The following is a 16,570-nucleotide window of genomic DNA, read 5'->3' on the forward strand; positions in this document are numbered from 1 at the left end:
ATAGACAGGAGAAAAACCCGGAGACAGGGCCTCCGGGTGGGTTAGGCGATCAGGCTTTGAGGAGTTCCGGCCACAGGCGCAGGGTGGTGCGGATAATCTGCATCAGTGTTTCACACGTCGCCCCTTCACGGGCGCTGATAGACATACCCTGCAAAATGCAGTTCAGATACTGCGCCAGGCTTTGCACATTGCAGTGTGCCGGGATCTCGCCTCGCTCTTGTCGCTTACGCAAAAACTGAATCAAGGTCTGTTCTTGCAGAGCGTGACGTGACTTCAGCGCATTGGCGATATCATTTGACGCGGCGCCAAGAGTCGCAGAGGTGTTGATCATAAAACAGCCCGCTGGCGTATCCTTGCTGGTAAAACAGGTGGCTACCGCAGTGAAATAATCCTCCAGTGCAGACTCAACGCTTTTTTCCTCACACAAAAGCTGAGCTTCGTGGCGGGCGGCAAAGCGCGAGACATAGCGATCCAGCACCGCACGGAATAGCCCCTCTTTATTGGTGAATTCTGCATACAGCGTCGGTGCCTTAGCGCCCGTCGCCTCAACAAGATCAGAAAGCGATGTCGCTTCATAACCATGCTGCCAGAAGAGTTTCATGGCCTTATCAAGCGCGGCTTCCCTGTCGAACACTTTTGGTCGGCCACGGCTTTTTTTGACGCAAGCTGTCGATTCCGTTGTCATGATGCCGTTGTACCTTAATGGGTTTAATGAACAACCATTATAAAAATAAACCCGCTCAGTCTCCAGCGCATTCAGAAGAAAAAATTTTCGTTGTAGTCATCTGAAAGTTCGACGTTTTTTATTTTATTTAACGATCGTTATAAAAAAATATTGACGTGTGACATGGATCACATCTATCATTTACCTATCGATCGTTAAGTAATTGCTTGCGACGCCCATTCATCTGCACAAGGTCATCATCATGAAAAACGTAAAAACCCTCATCGCTGCTGCTGTTCTGAGTTCTCTGTCATTCGCAAGCTTCGCTGCTGTTGAAGTTCAGGCGACGCCTGCGGGTCAGCAAAAAGTCGGCACTATCTCTGCTAATGCAGGGACTAACCTCAGTTCATTACAAGATGAACTGGCACAAAAAGCCGATGAAATGGGTGCTAAATCCTTCCGCATCACTTCCGTTACCGGTCCGAACAATCTGCACGGTACTGCCGTAATTTATAAATAAGCAGCAGGCGCTAACTTCCCTCATCAATGCCACTGACTGCATAAAAAAAGCCCCGCTGAAGCGCATTCAGCGGGGCTTTTTTACATTCGATATTTACAGCGTTTTAGGGCTGTTATCCGGGTGACGAGTCACGTCCACCGGCATCCCTGAACGAACGTCCATCACGTGCTGCATCAATGCCGCATCGGTCTGCGCGGCATCTTTAAAAGCCTGAAGCGTGCTGTTTAACACAATAGGGAGAACCTGCGGGTCATCATCAATATTTTTTGACAACGGCTGGTGAACTTCGACCAGACGCACGCCGCCCGGTTCAACCGACGCTTTGATCGGCGTATTGATAATATTCACCTTTGTGCCTGGCTTCACCTGGCTAAACAGTGTCTCAATATCACCATCGCGCAGGCGGATACAGCCGGAGCTGACGCGCATGCCAATGCCGAAATCGGCGTTGGTGCCGTGCAGCAGGTAAACGCCGCCGTAGGCAGCTAAGCGAATAGCGTGATGCCCCATCGGGTTATCCGGCCCCGCAGGGACGACAGCAGGAAGATCGATTCCCTGGGCTTTATACCGTGCGCGAATATTCGCCGTTGGGGTCCAGGTAGGATTCGCGCGTTTATCCGATACGGTGGTGACCATGGTAGGCGTTAGCGTATCGCCCCCTAACTGACCAATGCCAATAGGGTAAACCGTCACTGAATTTTTCCCCGGTGGGTAGTAATACAGACGCAGCTCGGCGAGGTTAATCACGATGCCTTCGCGCGGCGCATCCGGTAACAGCGTTTGCAACGGGATCGTCAATACGCTGCCCGGTCTGGGTACATATGGATCTACGCCCGGGTTTGCCTGAAGCAGTGCCAGAAAACCAACATTGTACTTTTTAGCGATAGCTTCCAGCGATCCGCCATCGTTTTCGACAACGTGGTATTTATTTTCCCCAACCAGTTTGCTGCCAGCGGGAGGAAGCGGCCAGCTGTTTGCCTGTGCGGGAAGCGCAATTGTCATTGCGGCGGCAAACGTGAAAAATGCCAGCCAGCGGGTGAGTCGCAGAGTATTCATTATCATCACAAATCAAAGGGTTATTGTTATAAATAGAGTCGATGATAATTATGGACGGGCGGTCTGTCTTTAAATGCAAGGGAAGTGCAAAGAGATGTAAATATCTCGCCGCGTTGCCCGGTAGCGATGACGCTTACCGGGCCTACGGAGAAACAATAATGTGTAGGCCGGATAAGGCGTAGCCGCCATCCGGCTATAAAATAAACTACGCCACCGCGTTTTCTTCCAGTTGCGCCATAAACTGCCGCACCCATTCCATCCGCGTTTTGCGTTCTGCCAGATCCTGGATGAACTTCAGGCGGGTCGGGCCGTCAAGGCGGAAGTGCTGAGGCTGTTTTTGCAAAAGCCCGATAAGCCAGGTCGGATTGACATGGTTTTTCTCGGCGAATTCGATAGCACCGCCTTTCTCGTTGCCTTCCAGCTTCCGAATGCCGAGCTTCTGGGCCTGTTGACGCAGACGAGCGATATCCAGCAGGTTTCGCGCCGGATCGGGCAGCAGGCCGAAGCGGTCAATCAGTTCGACTTTGATCTCTTCCAGTTCGTTCTCGCTTTTCGCACTGGCAATGCGCTTATAGAACGACAGGCGGGTGTTGACATCCGGAATGTAATCATCCGGCAGCAGCGACGGCATCCGCAGTTCGACTTCTGTTTGCTGGCTGGTGAGATCTTCCAGCGACGGTTCACGTCCGGCCTTAAGGGCATCGACGGCGTTTTCCAGTAGCTCCATATACAGCGAGAAGCCGATGGTTTCCATCTGCCCGCTCTGATCTTCGCCGAGCAGTTCGCCCGCGCCGCGTATCTCCAGATCGTGAGTTGCCAGCGCAAAGCCCGCGCCCAAATCCTCCAGCGAGGCAATGGCTTCCAGACGTTTCTGCGCGTCGGTGGTCATTGCTTTTGGATGCGGCGTAAGCAGCCACGCATAGGCCTGATGGTGGGAACGCCCCACGCGTCCGCGTAGCTGATGCAACTGCGCCAGCCCGAAATGGTCCGCGCGCTCGATAATAATCGTGTTGGCGGTGGGAATATCAATACCGGTTTCGATAATGGTGGTGCACACCAGCACGTTGAAACGCTGATGGTGGAAGTCGTTCATTACGCGTTCCAGTTCCCGCTCGCGCATCTGCCCGTGACCAATGGCGATGCGCGCCTCCGGCACCAGCTCCGCCAGACGGTCTGCGGCTTTCTGGATGTTCTCCACGTCGTTGTAGAGATAGTACACCTGACCGCCACGCAGCACTTCACGCAGAATCGCCTCGCGCACCACCAGGTTGTCATACTCACGGACAAAGGTTTTCACAGCCAGACGACGGGCGGGTGGTGTGGCGATGATCGACAGGTCGCGCATCCCGCTCATCGCCATATTCAACGTGCGTGGAATTGGCGTCGCGGTCAGCGTCAGGATGTCCACATCGGCGCGCATCGCTTTAATGCGCTCTTTATGGCGCACACCGAAACGGTGTTCTTCATCGACGATCAGTAAGCCGAGATCTTTCAGCTTCACGTCACTTTGCAGCAGCTTGTGTGTACCGATCAGAATATCGATTTTTCCTTCGGCAACCTGTTCCAGGATCTGAGCCTGCTCTTTGGCACTGCGGAAGCGAGAGAGCATTTCAATGCGTACCGGCCAGTTGGCGAAACGGTCACGGAAGTTGTCAAAATGCTGTTGGGCGAGCAGGGTGGTCGGCACCAGTACCGCAACCTGTTTATGGTTTTCGACCGCAAGAAAAGCAGCGCGCATCGCGACTTCGGTTTTACCGAAGCCTACATCGCCGCAGACCAGACGGTCCATCGCCAGCGGCTGACACATATCGCTGAGAACGGCATTAATGGCCTGCGCCTGATCCGGCGTGGTTTCAAAGGGGAAGCTGTCGCAGAACAGTTGATACTGTTCGCGATCGTGTTTAAAGGCGAAGCCCTCTTTGGCCGCGCGTTGGGCGTAGATATCCAGCAGTTCAGCCGCGACATCACGGACTTTTTCTGCCGCTTTTTGCCGGGCGCGAGACCAGGCGTCGCCGCCGAGTTTGTGCAGCGGCGCGTTTTCTTCAGCGCCGCCAGCGTAACGGCTGATTAAATGCAGAGAGGAGACCGGGACGTACAGTTTGGCGTCGTTGGCGTAGGTGAGCATTAAATACTCGGCAGTGATCCCGCCGGCCTCCAGCGTCGTCATTCCGGCATAGCGCCCGACGCCATGTTCGAGATGCACGACCGGCTGGCCCGGGTGCAGCTCCGCCAGATTGCGAATCAGGGTATCTGGATTAATGGTGCGACGAGAATCCTGACGGCGGCGCGCCACGCGTTCGCCAAGCAGATCGCTTTCGCAGATCAGCGCCAGATTACGCTTGCTGTCGATAAATCCGTGCTCGGCGGAGCCAATCATCAGATAGCGTCCGGAACCAATCGCTTCATCAAGGCGTAAAATGCGCTTCGGCGCGATTTTGATGCGGGCGAGCAGTTCGCCCAGGGCTTCCCGACGACCTTCACTTTCCACCGAGAAAACCACCGGACCCGTGAAGGACTCGAGGAACTTACGCAGGGCATCCAGCGGCGCTTTTTGCTGTGCCTGTACCGCCAGATCCGGCAGCGTCTGGAAACCTAAGTTTTGGTTTGCCGCTTTGCTGGGCAGATGGTCGGTTTTCAACTGTACGCGCGGCCAGCGTTTCAGTTCAGCAAAGAGTTCATCAACGCGTAACCAGAGCGACTCCGGCGGCAGCAGTGGACGCATCGGATCAACGCCACGGTTTTCGAAGCGCGCCAGAGTGTCGGCCTGGAAACGCTCGGCGCTGGTTTCCAGGTCACCGGTGTTAACCAGCAGCGTCTTTTGCGGGAAGTAGCTAAACAGTGGGGGTAGCGGCTCGCTGAAAAACAGCGGCTGCCAGTATTCAATCCCCGCCGGCAGCGTACCTTTGCTGACCTGTTGATAAATATGTTCAGCGTCGCGCTTGACCTCAAAGGTATCACGCCACTGACTGCGAAACAGTTCGATTGCCGTTTTGTCGGTTGGGAACTCATGAGCCGGCAGCAGATTAATTTCGTCGACTTCTTCCAGCGTGCGCTGCGTGTCGGCATCAAACAGACGCAGGCTGTCAATTTCATCATCGAAGAAATCCAGTCGATAGGGCTGCTCACTGCCCATTGGGTACAGGTCCAGCAGTGCGCCACGGGTGGCGTATTCGCCGTGCTCCATCACCTGATCAACGTGTCGATAGCCTGCGCTGTCGAGCTGCGTGCGCAGTGCGTCACGGGACAAACGCTGGCCTTTTTTCATGACCAGCGCGTGGCCGTGCAGGTAGCTATGAGGACAGACGCGCTGCATCAGGGTGTTAACCGGCACGATGAGTACGCCGCGCTGCATGGAGGGCAGTTGATACAGGGTCGAGAGTCGCGAGGAGATAATTTCCTGATGCGGGGAGAAACTGTCGTAAGGCAGCGTTTCCCAGTCGGCGAGGCTCATGACCATCTGGTCGGTAAACTGACGAATTTCGTCATGCAGGCGCAGTGCGTTTTGCATATCGGGGGCAACGAGTACGACGGGCCCCTGATGCTGCTCGGCAATCTCCGCCACCAGCGTGGCGCAGGCCGCGCCGGTCAATTCACCCAACTGGCGCTGCTCGCCCGCTTTCACAGGCAGCGTGTAACGTTGTTGTTCAGGCATTTGGTTGTCTTTCGCATACGTCTGATAAGCAATGCTGTTTATTATCCGTGATCGTTCCTCATAAGCAAAACATTCTGCTTTCTGTTTTTTTAATCACGATCAAGAGCGGATGCAGACACGCTAAGACATGTATTTCATAAATCGATGCGTTGTTCCAATTCATATGTGACGCTGACGAACACTTACGGTTCAGGCGTTTACCCATTCCGCTTTCGCTTATATACTCGTGACTTTGCTAACAGCAACCAGACGGATTACATGTATCAACCTGTCGCTCTATTCATCGGCCTGCGCTACATGCGTGGGCGTGCAGCAGATCGCTTCGGTCGCTTTGTCTCCTGGCTTTCCACCATTGGCATTACCCTTGGGGTGATGGCGCTGGTCACGGTTTTGTCGGTGATGAACGGTTTTGAGCGTGAGCTGCAAAATAACATCCTGGGACTGATGCCACAGGCCATTCTTGCGTCTGAGCAAGGTTCACTGAATCCACAGCAGTTGCCGGCGAACGCCGTGAAGCTTAACGGTGTGAATCGTATTGCTCCGCTGACCACGGGCGATGTCGTGCTGCAAAGCGCGCGCAGCGTGGCGGTGGGGGTCATGCTGGGGATTGACCCGGCGCAAAAAGATCCGCTAACACCGTATCTGGTCAATGTGAAGCAAACCGATCTTCAGCCAGGCAAGTATAATGTCATCCTCGGCGAACAGCTGGCGGGGCAACTTGGCGTTAATCGTGGCGATCAAATCCGCGTGATGGTGCCTTCTGCCAGTCAGTTTACGCCAATGGGACGCCTGCCAAGCCAGCGTCTGTTTACCGTGATCGGTACTTTTGCGGCAAACAGTGAAGTCGACGGCTACCAGATGCTGACCAATATTCAGGATGCCTCGCGGTTAATGCGCTACCCGGCAGGCAACATAACCGGCTGGCGTTTATGGCTTAACGAGCCACTGAAGGTAGATACGCTAAGCCAGCAGACACTGCCGGAAGGCACAAAATGGCAGGACTGGCGCGAGCGTAAAGGCGAGCTATTCCAGGCTGTGCGCATGGAAAAGAACATGATGGGGCTACTGCTCAGCCTGATTGTGGCGGTCGCCGCATTCAATATTATTACCTCGCTGGGCTTGATGGTCATGGAGAAGCAGGGAGAAGTGGCGATTTTGCAAACGCAGGGGCTGACGCCGCGTCAGATCATGATGGTCTTTATGGTTCAGGGTGCCAGCGCCGGAATTATTGGCGCGCTGCTGGGGGCAGCATTGGGCGCGCTACTGGCCAGCCAGTTGAATAACCTGATGCCGATCATCGGTGTGCTACTGGACGGTGCCGCGTTACCGGTCGCGATTGACCCGCTCCAGGTCATTGTGATTGCGCTGGTGGCGATGGCAATCGCTTTGCTTTCTACGCTTTATCCTTCCTGGCGCGCTGCCGCCACACAACCCGCTGAGGCTTTACGTTATGAATAAGATCCTGTTGCAATGCGACAAACTGTGCAAACGCTATCAGGAAGGCTCCGTGCAGACCGACGTGCTGCATGATGTTAGCTTCAGCGTGGGTGAAGGCGAGATGATGGCGATTGTCGGCAGTTCCGGCTCCGGTAAAAGTACCTTGCTGCACCTGTTAGGCGGACTGGATACCCCGACCTCCGGCGATGTGATTTTCAGCGGACAACCGATGAGCAAACTCTCCTCGGCGGCGAAGGCGGAACTGCGTAACCAGAAGCTCGGCTTTATTTATCAGTTCCACCACCTGCTGCCGGATTTTACCGCGCTGGAAAACGTGGCGATGCCACTGCTGATTGGTAAGCAAAAGCCTGCTGAAATCACCGCGCGGGCGCGTGAAATGCTTAAAGCGGTCGGGCTGGATCACCGTGCGAATCATCGTCCGTCTGAACTGTCTGGCGGTGAGCGTCAGCGCGTGGCCATTGCCCGTGCGCTGGTCAATAACCCGCGACTGGTGCTCGCGGATGAACCCACCGGTAATCTGGATGCGCGTAATGCCGACAGTATTTTTCAGCTTCTGGGGGAATTAAACCGTTCACAGGGCACTGCCTTCCTGGTGGTGACTCACGATCTGCAGCTGGCGAAGCGCATGAGCCGCCAACTGGAAATGCGTGACGGACGCCTGACGGCAGAGTTAAGCCTGATGGGGGCGCAGTAATGGCGTCGCCTTTATCATTATTAATTGGTCTGCGCTTTAGCCGGGGGCGCAGACGCGGCGGCATGGTGTCGCTGATTTCAGTGATCTCGACCATTGGCATTGCGCTGGGCGTGGCGGTATTGATTGTTGGCTTAAGCGCGATGAACGGCTTTGAACGGGAACTCAACAACCGCATTCTGGCGGTGGTGCCGCATGGCGAAATTGAAGCGGTAAATCAGCCGTGGACAAACTGGTCGGAAGCGCTGGAAAAAGTGCAGAAGGTGCCTGGTATTGTCGCCGCTGCACCGTATATCAACTTTACTGGCCTAGTGGAGAGTGGGGCGAACCTGCGCGCTATTCAGGTAAAAGGTGTCGATCCGCAGCAGGAGCAGCGTCTGAGCGCGCTGCCTTCGTTTGTGCAGAACCACGCCTGGGAGGGCTTCAGGGCCGGTGAACAGCAGATTATTATCGGTAAAGGCGTTGCCGATGCGCTGAAGGTCAATCAGGGCGATTGGGTGTCCATCATGATCCCGAACGCCAGTGCTGACCACAAACTGATGCAGCCGAAACGCATCCGTCTTCACGTTGCTGGTATTTTGCAACTGAGTGGTCAGCTTGATCACAGCTTTGCGATGATCCCAATGGCAGATGCACAACAGTATCTGGACATGAACGACACGGTTTCCGGCATTGCGCTGAAGGTCAACGACGTTTTTAACGCTAACAAACTGGTCCGTGATGCGGGTGAAGTAACCAACAGCTATGTCTATATCAAAAGCTGGATTGGCACCTATGGCTATATGTATCGCGATATCCAGATGATCCGCGCCATTATGTATCTCGCAATGGTGCTGGTGATTGGCGTTGCCTGTTTTAACATCGTTTCAACATTAGTGATGGCGGTAAAAGACAAGAGCGGTGATATTGCGGTATTAAGAACGCTGGGTGCCAAAGATGGCCTTATTCGCGCCATTTTCGTCTGGTACGGTTTGCTGGCGGGGCTGCTGGGTAGCCTGATCGGCGTCGTCATTGGTGTGGTCGTTTCGCTACAGCTGACACCGATTATTAACGGCATCGAGAAACTGATCGGCCATCAGTTCCTGTCCGGCGATATCTATTTTATCGACTTCCTGCCATCCGAATTGCACTGGCTGGATGTGATTTATGTGCTGGTTACAGCACTGCTGCTGAGTCTGCTGGCGAGTTGGTACCCGGCGCGTCGTGCCAGCAACATTGACCCTGCGAGAGTGCTGAGCGGTCAGTAAAAATAATAAGGAGCGGTCATGTATTACGGATTCGATATCGGCGGAACAAAAATCGCGTTAGGCGTCTTTGATAACGAGCGGAAATTACAGTGGGAAAAGCGCATCCCTACACCGCGTGACGGTTATGACGCCTTCTTAGATGCCGTTTGTGAACTGGTGGCGGAAGCTGACCAACGGTTTGGTGTCAAAGGCTCTGTCGGAATTGGTATTCCGGGAATGCCGGAGACGGAAGACGGCACGCTCTACGCCGCGAATGTACCTGCCGCCAGTGGAAAACCGCTGCGTGCTGACCTGAGCAAACGTCTCGATCGCGATGTGCGCCTTGATAACGATGCCAACTGTTTCGCGCTTTCGGAAGCCTGGGATGATGAATTCACTCAGTATCCACTGGTGATGGGGTTAATCCTCGGTACTGGGGTTGGCGGGGGCCTGATCCTCAACGGCAAACCCATTATCGGCAAAAGTTACATCACCGGGGAATTTGGCCATATGCGCCTGCCGGTTGATGCGCTGACGCTGATGGGACTTGATTTCCCTTTACGGCGCTGCGGTTGTGGGCAACTCGGCTGTATCGAAAATTACCTTTCCGGACGCGGATTTGCGTGGCTGTATCAGCATTACTATCATCAACCGTTAGAGGCCCCGGAAATTATCGCGTTGTGGGAGCAGGGTGATGAACAGGCGCAGGCGCACGTTGAGCGCTATCTGGATTTGCTGGCGGTATGTCTGGGTAATATCCTGACGATTGTCGATCCTGATCTGGTCGTTATTGGCGGTGGGCTGTCGAACTTCACAGCAATCACTCGCCAACTGGCGGACAGATTGCCGCGTCACCTGCTACCCGTTGCCCGGGTGCCACGTATTGAGCGCGCGCGTCATGGTGACGCGGGTGGAATGCGCGGTGCGGCCTTTTTACACCTTACCGATTAATCAAAAGAGGTTGCTATGCTGTCGCGTCGGGGTCATCGGTTAAGTCGGTTTCGTAAAAATAAACGCCATCTGCGCGAACGCCTGCGTCAGCGGATCTTTTTCAGAGACAGAGTGGTGCCTGAAGTAATGGAAAATCCAAGAGTCCTGGTACTGACAGGAGCAGGAATATCTGCCGAATCTGGTATTCGTACCTTTCGTGCGGCCGATGGGCTGTGGGAAGAGCATCGGGTTGAAGATGTAGCGACGCCGGAAGGCTTTGCACGTAATCCGGCGCTGGTGCAATCGTTCTATAACGCGCGCCGCCGGCAGTTACAGCAACCTGAAATCCAGCCGAATCCGGCGCATCTTGCGCTGGCAAAACTGGAAGAGGCGCTCGGTGACCGTTTTATGCTGGTCACACAGAATATCGATAATCTGCATGAGCGCGCCGGTAACCACAACGTTATTCATATGCACGGCGAACTGCTGAAGGTCCGCTGTTCTCAGAGTGGGCAAATTCTGGAATGGACCGGAGACGTGACGCCGGAAGATAAGTGCCACTGCTGCCAGTTTCCTGCACCATTACGTCCGCACGTGGTGTGGTTCGGGGAAATGCCGCTCGGCATGGATGAAATCTATATGGCACTGGCAATGGCGGATGTCTTTATCGCGATTGGCACTTCCGGACACGTCTATCCAGCAGCGGGTTTTGTCCACGAAGCCAGGCTGCACGGCGCGCATACGGTTGAGCTAAACCTGGAACCGAGTCAGGTCGGCAATGAGTTTGCTGAGAAATATTACGGCCCGGCAAGTCAGGTGGTACCAGAGTTTGTTGAGAAGTTATTGAAGGGATTGTGATTTATTGTGCCGGATAGCGGCGAATGCCTCATCCGGCCTGGAAACTACAAACAGACGAGCTTTGTAGGCCCGATAAGCGAAGCGCCATCGGGCACCATTCAAAAGAAGAATCAGCGTCCTGCTTTCAGCTTCTGATAATACTCTTCGTAAATCGTACTGGCGGAACCGACATCATTCTGCCATTCCCCTTTGCTGATGGTTTCTGCATCCGGGTAGAGAGTTTTATCATTAGCCACTTCCGGGCTTAACAGCTTGCGCGCCGCCAGGTTTGGCGTCGGGTAGCCGATGGTTTCCGCCACTTCTTTTGCCACATCCGGGCGCAGCAGGAAATTAATCAGTTTCAGCGCACCTTCCTTGTTTTTCGCATTTGCCGGAATCGAGAGGCTGTCCATCCAGAAGATCCCGCCCTCTTTAGGCCAGATGACGTCAAGCGGCGTACCTGCCTGACGTGCCACGAATGCAGAACCGTTCCACACCATGCCCAGGTTTACTTCGCCTTCCATATACGGATTCGCCGGGTTATCAGAGTTAAACGCGGCGACGTTTGGCATCAGCTTTTTAAGCTCGTTGTAGGCAGCTTCAATCTCTTTCGGATCGGTAGTGTTACCGGAGTAGCCCAGCTTACGCAGTGCCATCTGGAACACTTCGCGCGCATCGTCGGTGAGCAGCAGGCTGCCTTTGTATTCCGGCTTCCACAGATCTGCCCAGCTCGTCACGGATTTCGGATCGATAGCATCGCTGTTCACGCCAATCGCTGTCGCACCCCAGATATACGGAATGGAATAATCGTTATTTGGGTCAAACGGCTTATTGAGCATTTCAGGGTCGAGGTTGTGGAAGTTGGTTAACGTCGACTTGTCGATCTTCTGAATCATCCCTTCTTTGCGCATCTTGTCGACGTAGTAGGTGGAAGGCACCACAAGGTCATACGCGCCGTCTTTGTAGGTCTTGAGCTTGGCGTACATAGTTTCATTCGACTCATAGGTCGAATAAATCACCTTGATCCCCGTCTCTTTGGTGAACTGTTCCAGCAGTCCTGGCGGAACGTATTCTGTCCAGTTGTAGAAATAGAGCGTTTTACTGTCGTCTGCGTGTGCCGCGCTCATTCCCATAACGAGAGCGCTCGCGGCGAGCAGGTGGCGTGACCATTTTTTCATCTTTAACGTCCCCTGAGTAACGGACCTTAACGGCCCTTGGTTTTATCACGTGCAATTAACTGGCTGGCAATTACCATAACCAGCGACAGAACTAACAGAATAGTCGCCAGCGCGTTCACCTCAGGCGAAACGCCGACTTTCACCATTGAGTAGATTTTCAACGGTAGAATTTCATAACCCGGCCCGGTCACGAACGAAGACACCACCACGTCGTCCATCGACAGGGTGAAACTCAGTAACCAGCCGGCGGCGACCGCAGGCATTGCCAGCGGTAGAATAATTTTGCGCAAAATGGTGAGTTCGCTGGCCCCCAGATCTTTCGCTGCTTCCAGCATCCGCACGTCAAACCCTTTCAGACGCGAATACACGGTTACCACCACGAAAGGCAGGCAAAATGTAATATGCGAAAACAGCAGCGACCAGAAACCAAGCTGAATGCCGAGCAGCATAAACAGCACCAGCAGCGAAATCGCCAAAACGATATCCGGCGACATCATCACCACAAACAGCATGCCACTGACGAACGGTTTACCGCGAAAACGGTAGCGATACAGCGCCACTGCCGTCAGCGAGCCAATCAGCGTAGCAAACGTCGCCGAGAAAATCGCCATCGTCAGCGAGTGCTGGGCTGCCTGGAGCAAGCTGTCGTTGTTCATCAGCAGGCCATACCATTTTGTGGTAAAGCCTTGCCAGTTGATACCAAAGCGCGAACTGTTAAAGGAATTCACGATCAATATAATGATGGGAATATACAGATACGCATAGATTGCGGTCATAAAACCGCCTCTGAACAGTCGACCGATCATTCGAGTTCCACCTTCTTATTCAGCAGTCGGGACGCACGCCAGTACACCAGCAGCATTAGCCCCATCACAATGGTCAGCGTAATACTGGTGGCCGCGCCAAACGGCCAGTCGCGAATATTCAGGAACTGGACTTTAATCACGTTACCGATCAACAGGTTTTTTGCCCCGCCCATGAGGTCGGAAACATAAAACAGTCCCATTGCAGGTAACATCACCAGCAGACAGCCTGCAATAATGCCCGGCATGGTCAGCGGAATGATAATCCGGATAAAGGTCTGCAGTTTGCTGGCCCCCAGATCTTTCGCTGCTTCCAGCAGCGGTTTATCGAGTTTCTCAATGCTGGAATAAAGCGGCATCACCATAAAGGGCAGAAGGATATATACCAGACCGATAATAACCGCGCTCGGCGTAAACATGATGCGGATCGGCGTGTCGATAACCCCCAGCCACAGCAGGAACTCGTTCAGATAGCCTTTGGTGCTGAGGAAAATTTTCAGCCCATAAATGCGGATCAACGAGTTAGTCCAGAAGGGAACGATCAGCAGAAACAGCAGCAGCGGGCGTATTTTCTGCGGTAGTTTTGCTAAAAACCAGGCAAACGGGTAGCCGAGCACGAGACAGGCAAGGGTGGCGATCAGCGCCATATTCAGTGAGTGCAGCAGCACCTCGAAATAGAGCGGATCGAGTAGCCGTGTGTAGTTTTCCAGCGTAAAGACCATTTTGACGAAGCTTGCGTCGTCGCGGGTCAAAAAGCTGGTGCCAATGATCATCAGGTTGGGCAGAAAGACAAACAGCACAAGCCAACCCACGATAGTGACAATCACTACATTCTGGAATTTACTTGTGTTCTTCATCAGCCAGTACGACCTCCCAGCTTTCTACCCAATTAATGGCCATTTTTTGATCGAGAGAGTGGTCAAAGTCCGGGTCATCTTCGTTGAAGAATTCGCTGACCATGACCATTTTGCCATTTTCCAGTTCAACGACCGATTCCAGGGTCATGCCTTTGTAGTTACGTTCGCGAACATAGCCGATCAGCCCTTCGATGTGGTTGTCGTCGTTGATCTCTTCAACGCGAAGATCTTCCGGACGCAACAGCACGTTAAGGCTTTGCCCTGGCTCAACGGCAAAGTTGACGTAGATATTGCATTCACGGCCCTCTACGTTAGCACGTACGCGCTGTTCATCCAGCCGTTCGATGACGGTGGCGTTGAACATATTGATTTCACCAATGAAACCAGCAACAAACAGGTTCTTCGGCTCTTCGTAAATTTCACGCGGCGTGCCGTCCTGCTCAATTTTGCCATCGCGCATCACCACAATGCGATCGGACATGGTCAGCGCTTCTTCCTGGTCATGCGTCACGAACACGAAAGTGATACCGAGTTTACGCTGTAGCGCTTTCAGCTCGTTCTGCATCTGCTTGCGCAGCTTATAATCCAGCGCCGAAAGGGACTCATCAAGCAGCAGTAAACGCGGTTTATTGACCACCGCACGGGCAATGGCGACACGTTGCTGTTGGCCACCGGAGAGTTGGTGCGGTTTACGCTGGGCGAACTCTTCCAGTTGCACCATACGCAGCGCCTCATCCACTCGAGGGGCGATGTCTGCCGCTGGGGTTTTTTGCATGCGTAAGCCGAACGCCACATTTTCAAATACGGTCATGTGGGGGAATAACGCATAGCTTTGAAAGACGGTGTTCACATAGCGGTTTTCCGCCGGAACATGCGTGATGTCCTGGTTATCCAGCATAATGTGGCCGGTATTCACCGTTTCCAGACCTGCAATCAGGCGAAGAACCGTTGTTTTACCGCAGCCGGAAGGGCCAAGAAGCGTGAGGAATTCGCCATTATTAATTGTCAAATCCAGGTTGGATATGACGTTTTTGCCATCGAAGCTTTTGCTAATTCCCGACAAACGTACCAGCGGAGAAAGCGAACGCGGTTGTTTATTCAATTTTTTACTCTGTCCCATGTAGACGCAGCGGATGGCTGACCGATGCGGGGTTTGTGGTTAACCACCTTGGTGACTCTTAATAAGGGCGGTAATTCTACGGCAAACCGTTGTAATCGCCAAACCTTGTTGCCAATTACTGACTTACCCCTATATTCAGTAGGGGTCTGAAGAGAAATATTCTCGTTTGCGGGGATAAAATGACCTGACGCAATATTTGTCTTTTGTGGCTTCCTGATAATGTTGTCACAAATAGTGAGGGTGACTGCATGGATAAATTACTTGAGCGTTTCTTACACTACGTTTCGCTGGATACCCAATCGAAGGCGGGGGTAAGACAGGTCCCGAGTACCGAGGGACAGTGGAAATTATTAAATTTGCTCAAACAACAGCTCGAAGACATGGGGCTGGTCAATGTGACGTTAAGCGATAAAGGGACGTTAATGGCGACGCTGCCGGCCAATATTCCTGGCGACATCCCTGCAATTGGCTTTATTTCTCATGTGGATACCTCACCGGATTTTAGCGGTAAGAACGTTAACCCGCAGATCGTTGAGAACTATCGCGGCGGCGATATCGCACTGGGCATTGGTGACGAGGTTCTGTCGCCGGTGATGTTCCCGGTGCTGCATCAACTGCTGGGGCAAACGCTGATTACCACCGACGGCAAAACGCTGTTGGGGGCTGATGATAAAGCCGGTATCGCGGAGATCATGACCGCGCTGGCTGTTTTACAGCAAAAAAATATCCCCCATGGCGATATCCGCGTGGCTTTTACGCCTGATGAAGAGGTGGGTAAAGGCGCGAAGCATTTTGATGTCGCGGCGTTTGATGCGAAATGGGCTTACACCGTTGACGGCGGCGGCGTGGGTGAGCTGGAGTTTGAAAACTTCAACGCGGCGTCGGTCAATATCAAGATCGTGGGTAATAACGTGCATCCCGGTACCGCAAAAGGGGTGATGGTCAATGCGCTGACGCTGGCGACGCGCATTCACGCCGAGGTTCCGGCGGATGAAAGTCCGGAGACCACCGATGGTTACGAAGGTTTTTATCACCTGGCAAGCATGAAAGGCAGCGTTGACCGTGCTGATATGCACTACATCATTCGCGATTTTGACCGCAAACAGTTCGAGGCGCGCAAACGGAAGATGATGGAGATCGCCAAAAAGGTCGGTAAAGGTCTACATCCGGATTGCTATATTGAACTCGTCATTGAAGACAGCTATTACAACATGCATGAAAAAGTGGTCGAGCATCCGCATATTCTTGATATCGCACAGCAGGCGATGCGCGACTGTGATATCGAACCGGACATGAAACCGATTCGCGGCGGCACTGACGGTGCGCAACTCTCGTTTATGGGGTTACCGTGCCCGAACCTGTTTACCGGCGGCTACAATTACCATGGCAAACATGAATTTGTGACGCTGGAAGGGATGGAAAAAGCGGTGCATGTGATTGTGCGTATAGCGGAATTGACAGCGAAACGGCAGTAACGTTGTGAGCGCTGGATGGCTGATTGCCGGATGGCGCTTCGCTTATCCGGCCTACAAAGTCTCAACCCCGTAGGCCTGATAAGGTGCGATAGCGGCGCCATCT

The 16,570-nt window shown here is 53.5% G+C and carries 14 protein-coding genes; 7 read left to right on the plus strand and 7 right to left on the minus strand.

Going from position 1 to position 16,570, the window contains the following annotated elements; all coding sequences use genetic code 11:
• Positions 1-49: 49 nt before the first annotated feature.
• Complete coding sequence (gene comR / locus HVY19_RS08475; RefSeq protein WP_181683881.1) at positions 50-685, minus strand: TetR family copper-responsive transcriptional repressor ComR; 636 nt, start codon at positions 683-685, stop codon at positions 50-52.
• 241 nt (positions 686-926) lie between these two features.
• On the opposite strand from comR, the gene bhsA reads away from it, so the two are divergent.
• Positions 927-1,184 carry a multiple stress resistance protein BhsA gene (gene bhsA / locus HVY19_RS08480; protein ID WP_181683882.1) on the plus strand — a complete coding sequence of 86 codons (258 nt, stop codon included), beginning with the start codon at positions 927-929 and terminating at the stop codon, positions 1,182-1,184.
• Between the two features lie 93 nt (positions 1,185-1,277).
• Here the strand turns inward: bhsA and HVY19_RS08485 are convergent, their stop codons facing one another.
• Positions 1,278-2,240: a L,D-transpeptidase family protein gene (locus HVY19_RS08485; protein WP_181683883.1), complete on the minus strand. Its 963-nt coding sequence runs from the start codon at positions 2,238-2,240 to the stop codon at positions 1,278-1,280.
• Between the two features lie 205 nt (positions 2,241-2,445).
• Entirely contained in the window at positions 2,446-5,892 is a 3,447-nt protein-coding gene (gene mfd / locus HVY19_RS08490; RefSeq protein WP_181683884.1) for a transcription-repair coupling factor, read from the minus strand.
• 258 nt (positions 5,893-6,150) lie between these two features.
• On the opposite strand from mfd, the gene lolC reads away from it, so the two are divergent.
• The 5 genes from lolC to cobB are packed head-to-tail and all read left to right on the plus strand — an operon-like array spanning position 6,151 to position 11,055.
• A complete protein-coding gene (gene lolC, locus HVY19_RS08495; RefSeq protein ID WP_181683885.1) occupies positions 6,151-7,350 on the plus strand; it encodes a lipoprotein-releasing ABC transporter permease subunit LolC in 1,200 nt (399 codons plus the stop codon).
• Positions 7,343-8,044 (plus strand): lipoprotein-releasing ABC transporter ATP-binding protein LolD, encoded by a 702-nt coding sequence (lolD, locus tag HVY19_RS08500; protein WP_181683886.1) that lies wholly within the window; start codon positions 7,343-7,345, stop codon positions 8,042-8,044. The genes lolC and lolD overlap by 8 nt, the downstream gene beginning before the upstream one ends.
• Positions 8,044-9,288 carry a lipoprotein-releasing ABC transporter permease subunit LolE gene (gene lolE, locus HVY19_RS08505; protein WP_181683887.1) on the plus strand — a complete coding sequence of 415 codons (1,245 nt, stop codon included), beginning with the start codon at positions 8,044-8,046 and terminating at the stop codon, positions 9,286-9,288. Before lolD ends, lolE begins: the two co-directional genes overlap by 1 nt.
• An 18-nt stretch (positions 9,289-9,306) precedes the next feature.
• Positions 9,307-10,218, plus strand: coding sequence for an N-acetylglucosamine kinase (gene nagK / locus HVY19_RS08510; RefSeq protein WP_181683888.1), 912 nt, complete (start codon positions 9,307-9,309; stop codon positions 10,216-10,218).
• A 15-nt stretch (positions 10,219-10,233) separates the two neighbouring features.
• The gene (gene cobB, locus HVY19_RS08515; protein WP_181683889.1) at positions 10,234-11,055 is read left to right on the plus strand and encodes a Sir2 family NAD+-dependent deacetylase; all 822 of its coding nucleotides are present in this window, start codon (positions 10,234-10,236) and stop codon (positions 11,053-11,055) included.
• A gap of 110 nt (positions 11,056-11,165) precedes the next feature.
• Here the strand turns inward: cobB and potD are convergent, their stop codons facing one another.
• From potD to potA, 4 genes are read right to left on the minus strand one after another with little or no spacing between them, the layout of a single operon-like run.
• A complete protein-coding gene (potD, locus tag HVY19_RS08520; protein WP_181683890.1) occupies positions 11,166-12,212 on the minus strand; it encodes a spermidine/putrescine ABC transporter substrate-binding protein PotD in 1,047 nt (348 codons plus the stop codon).
• A gap of 26 nt (positions 12,213-12,238) precedes the next feature.
• The gene (gene potC, locus HVY19_RS08525) at positions 12,239-13,018 is read right to left on the minus strand and encodes a spermidine/putrescine ABC transporter permease PotC (protein ID WP_181683891.1); all 780 of its coding nucleotides are present in this window, start codon (positions 13,016-13,018) and stop codon (positions 12,239-12,241) included.
• A complete protein-coding gene (gene potB, locus HVY19_RS08530) occupies positions 13,015-13,872 on the minus strand; it encodes a spermidine/putrescine ABC transporter permease PotB (protein ID WP_181683892.1) in 858 nt (285 codons plus the stop codon). Before potB ends, potC begins: the two co-directional genes overlap by 4 nt.
• A complete protein-coding gene (gene potA, locus HVY19_RS08535; RefSeq protein ID WP_181683893.1) occupies positions 13,856-14,992 on the minus strand; it encodes a spermidine/putrescine ABC transporter ATP-binding protein PotA in 1,137 nt (378 codons plus the stop codon). Before potA ends, potB begins: the two co-directional genes overlap by 17 nt.
• A gap of 248 nt (positions 14,993-15,240) precedes the next feature.
• Here potA and pepT point away from each other — a divergent pair, with 248 nt between their 5' ends.
• Complete coding sequence (gene pepT / locus HVY19_RS08540) at positions 15,241-16,467, plus strand: peptidase T (protein WP_181683894.1); 1,227 nt, start codon at positions 15,241-15,243, stop codon at positions 16,465-16,467.
• The last annotated feature ends 103 nt before the right edge of the window (positions 16,468-16,570 follow it).

This window comes from Citrobacter sp. RHB25-C09, assembly GCF_013836145.1.
GTDB lineage: Bacteria > Pseudomonadota > Gammaproteobacteria > Enterobacterales > Enterobacteriaceae > Citrobacter_A.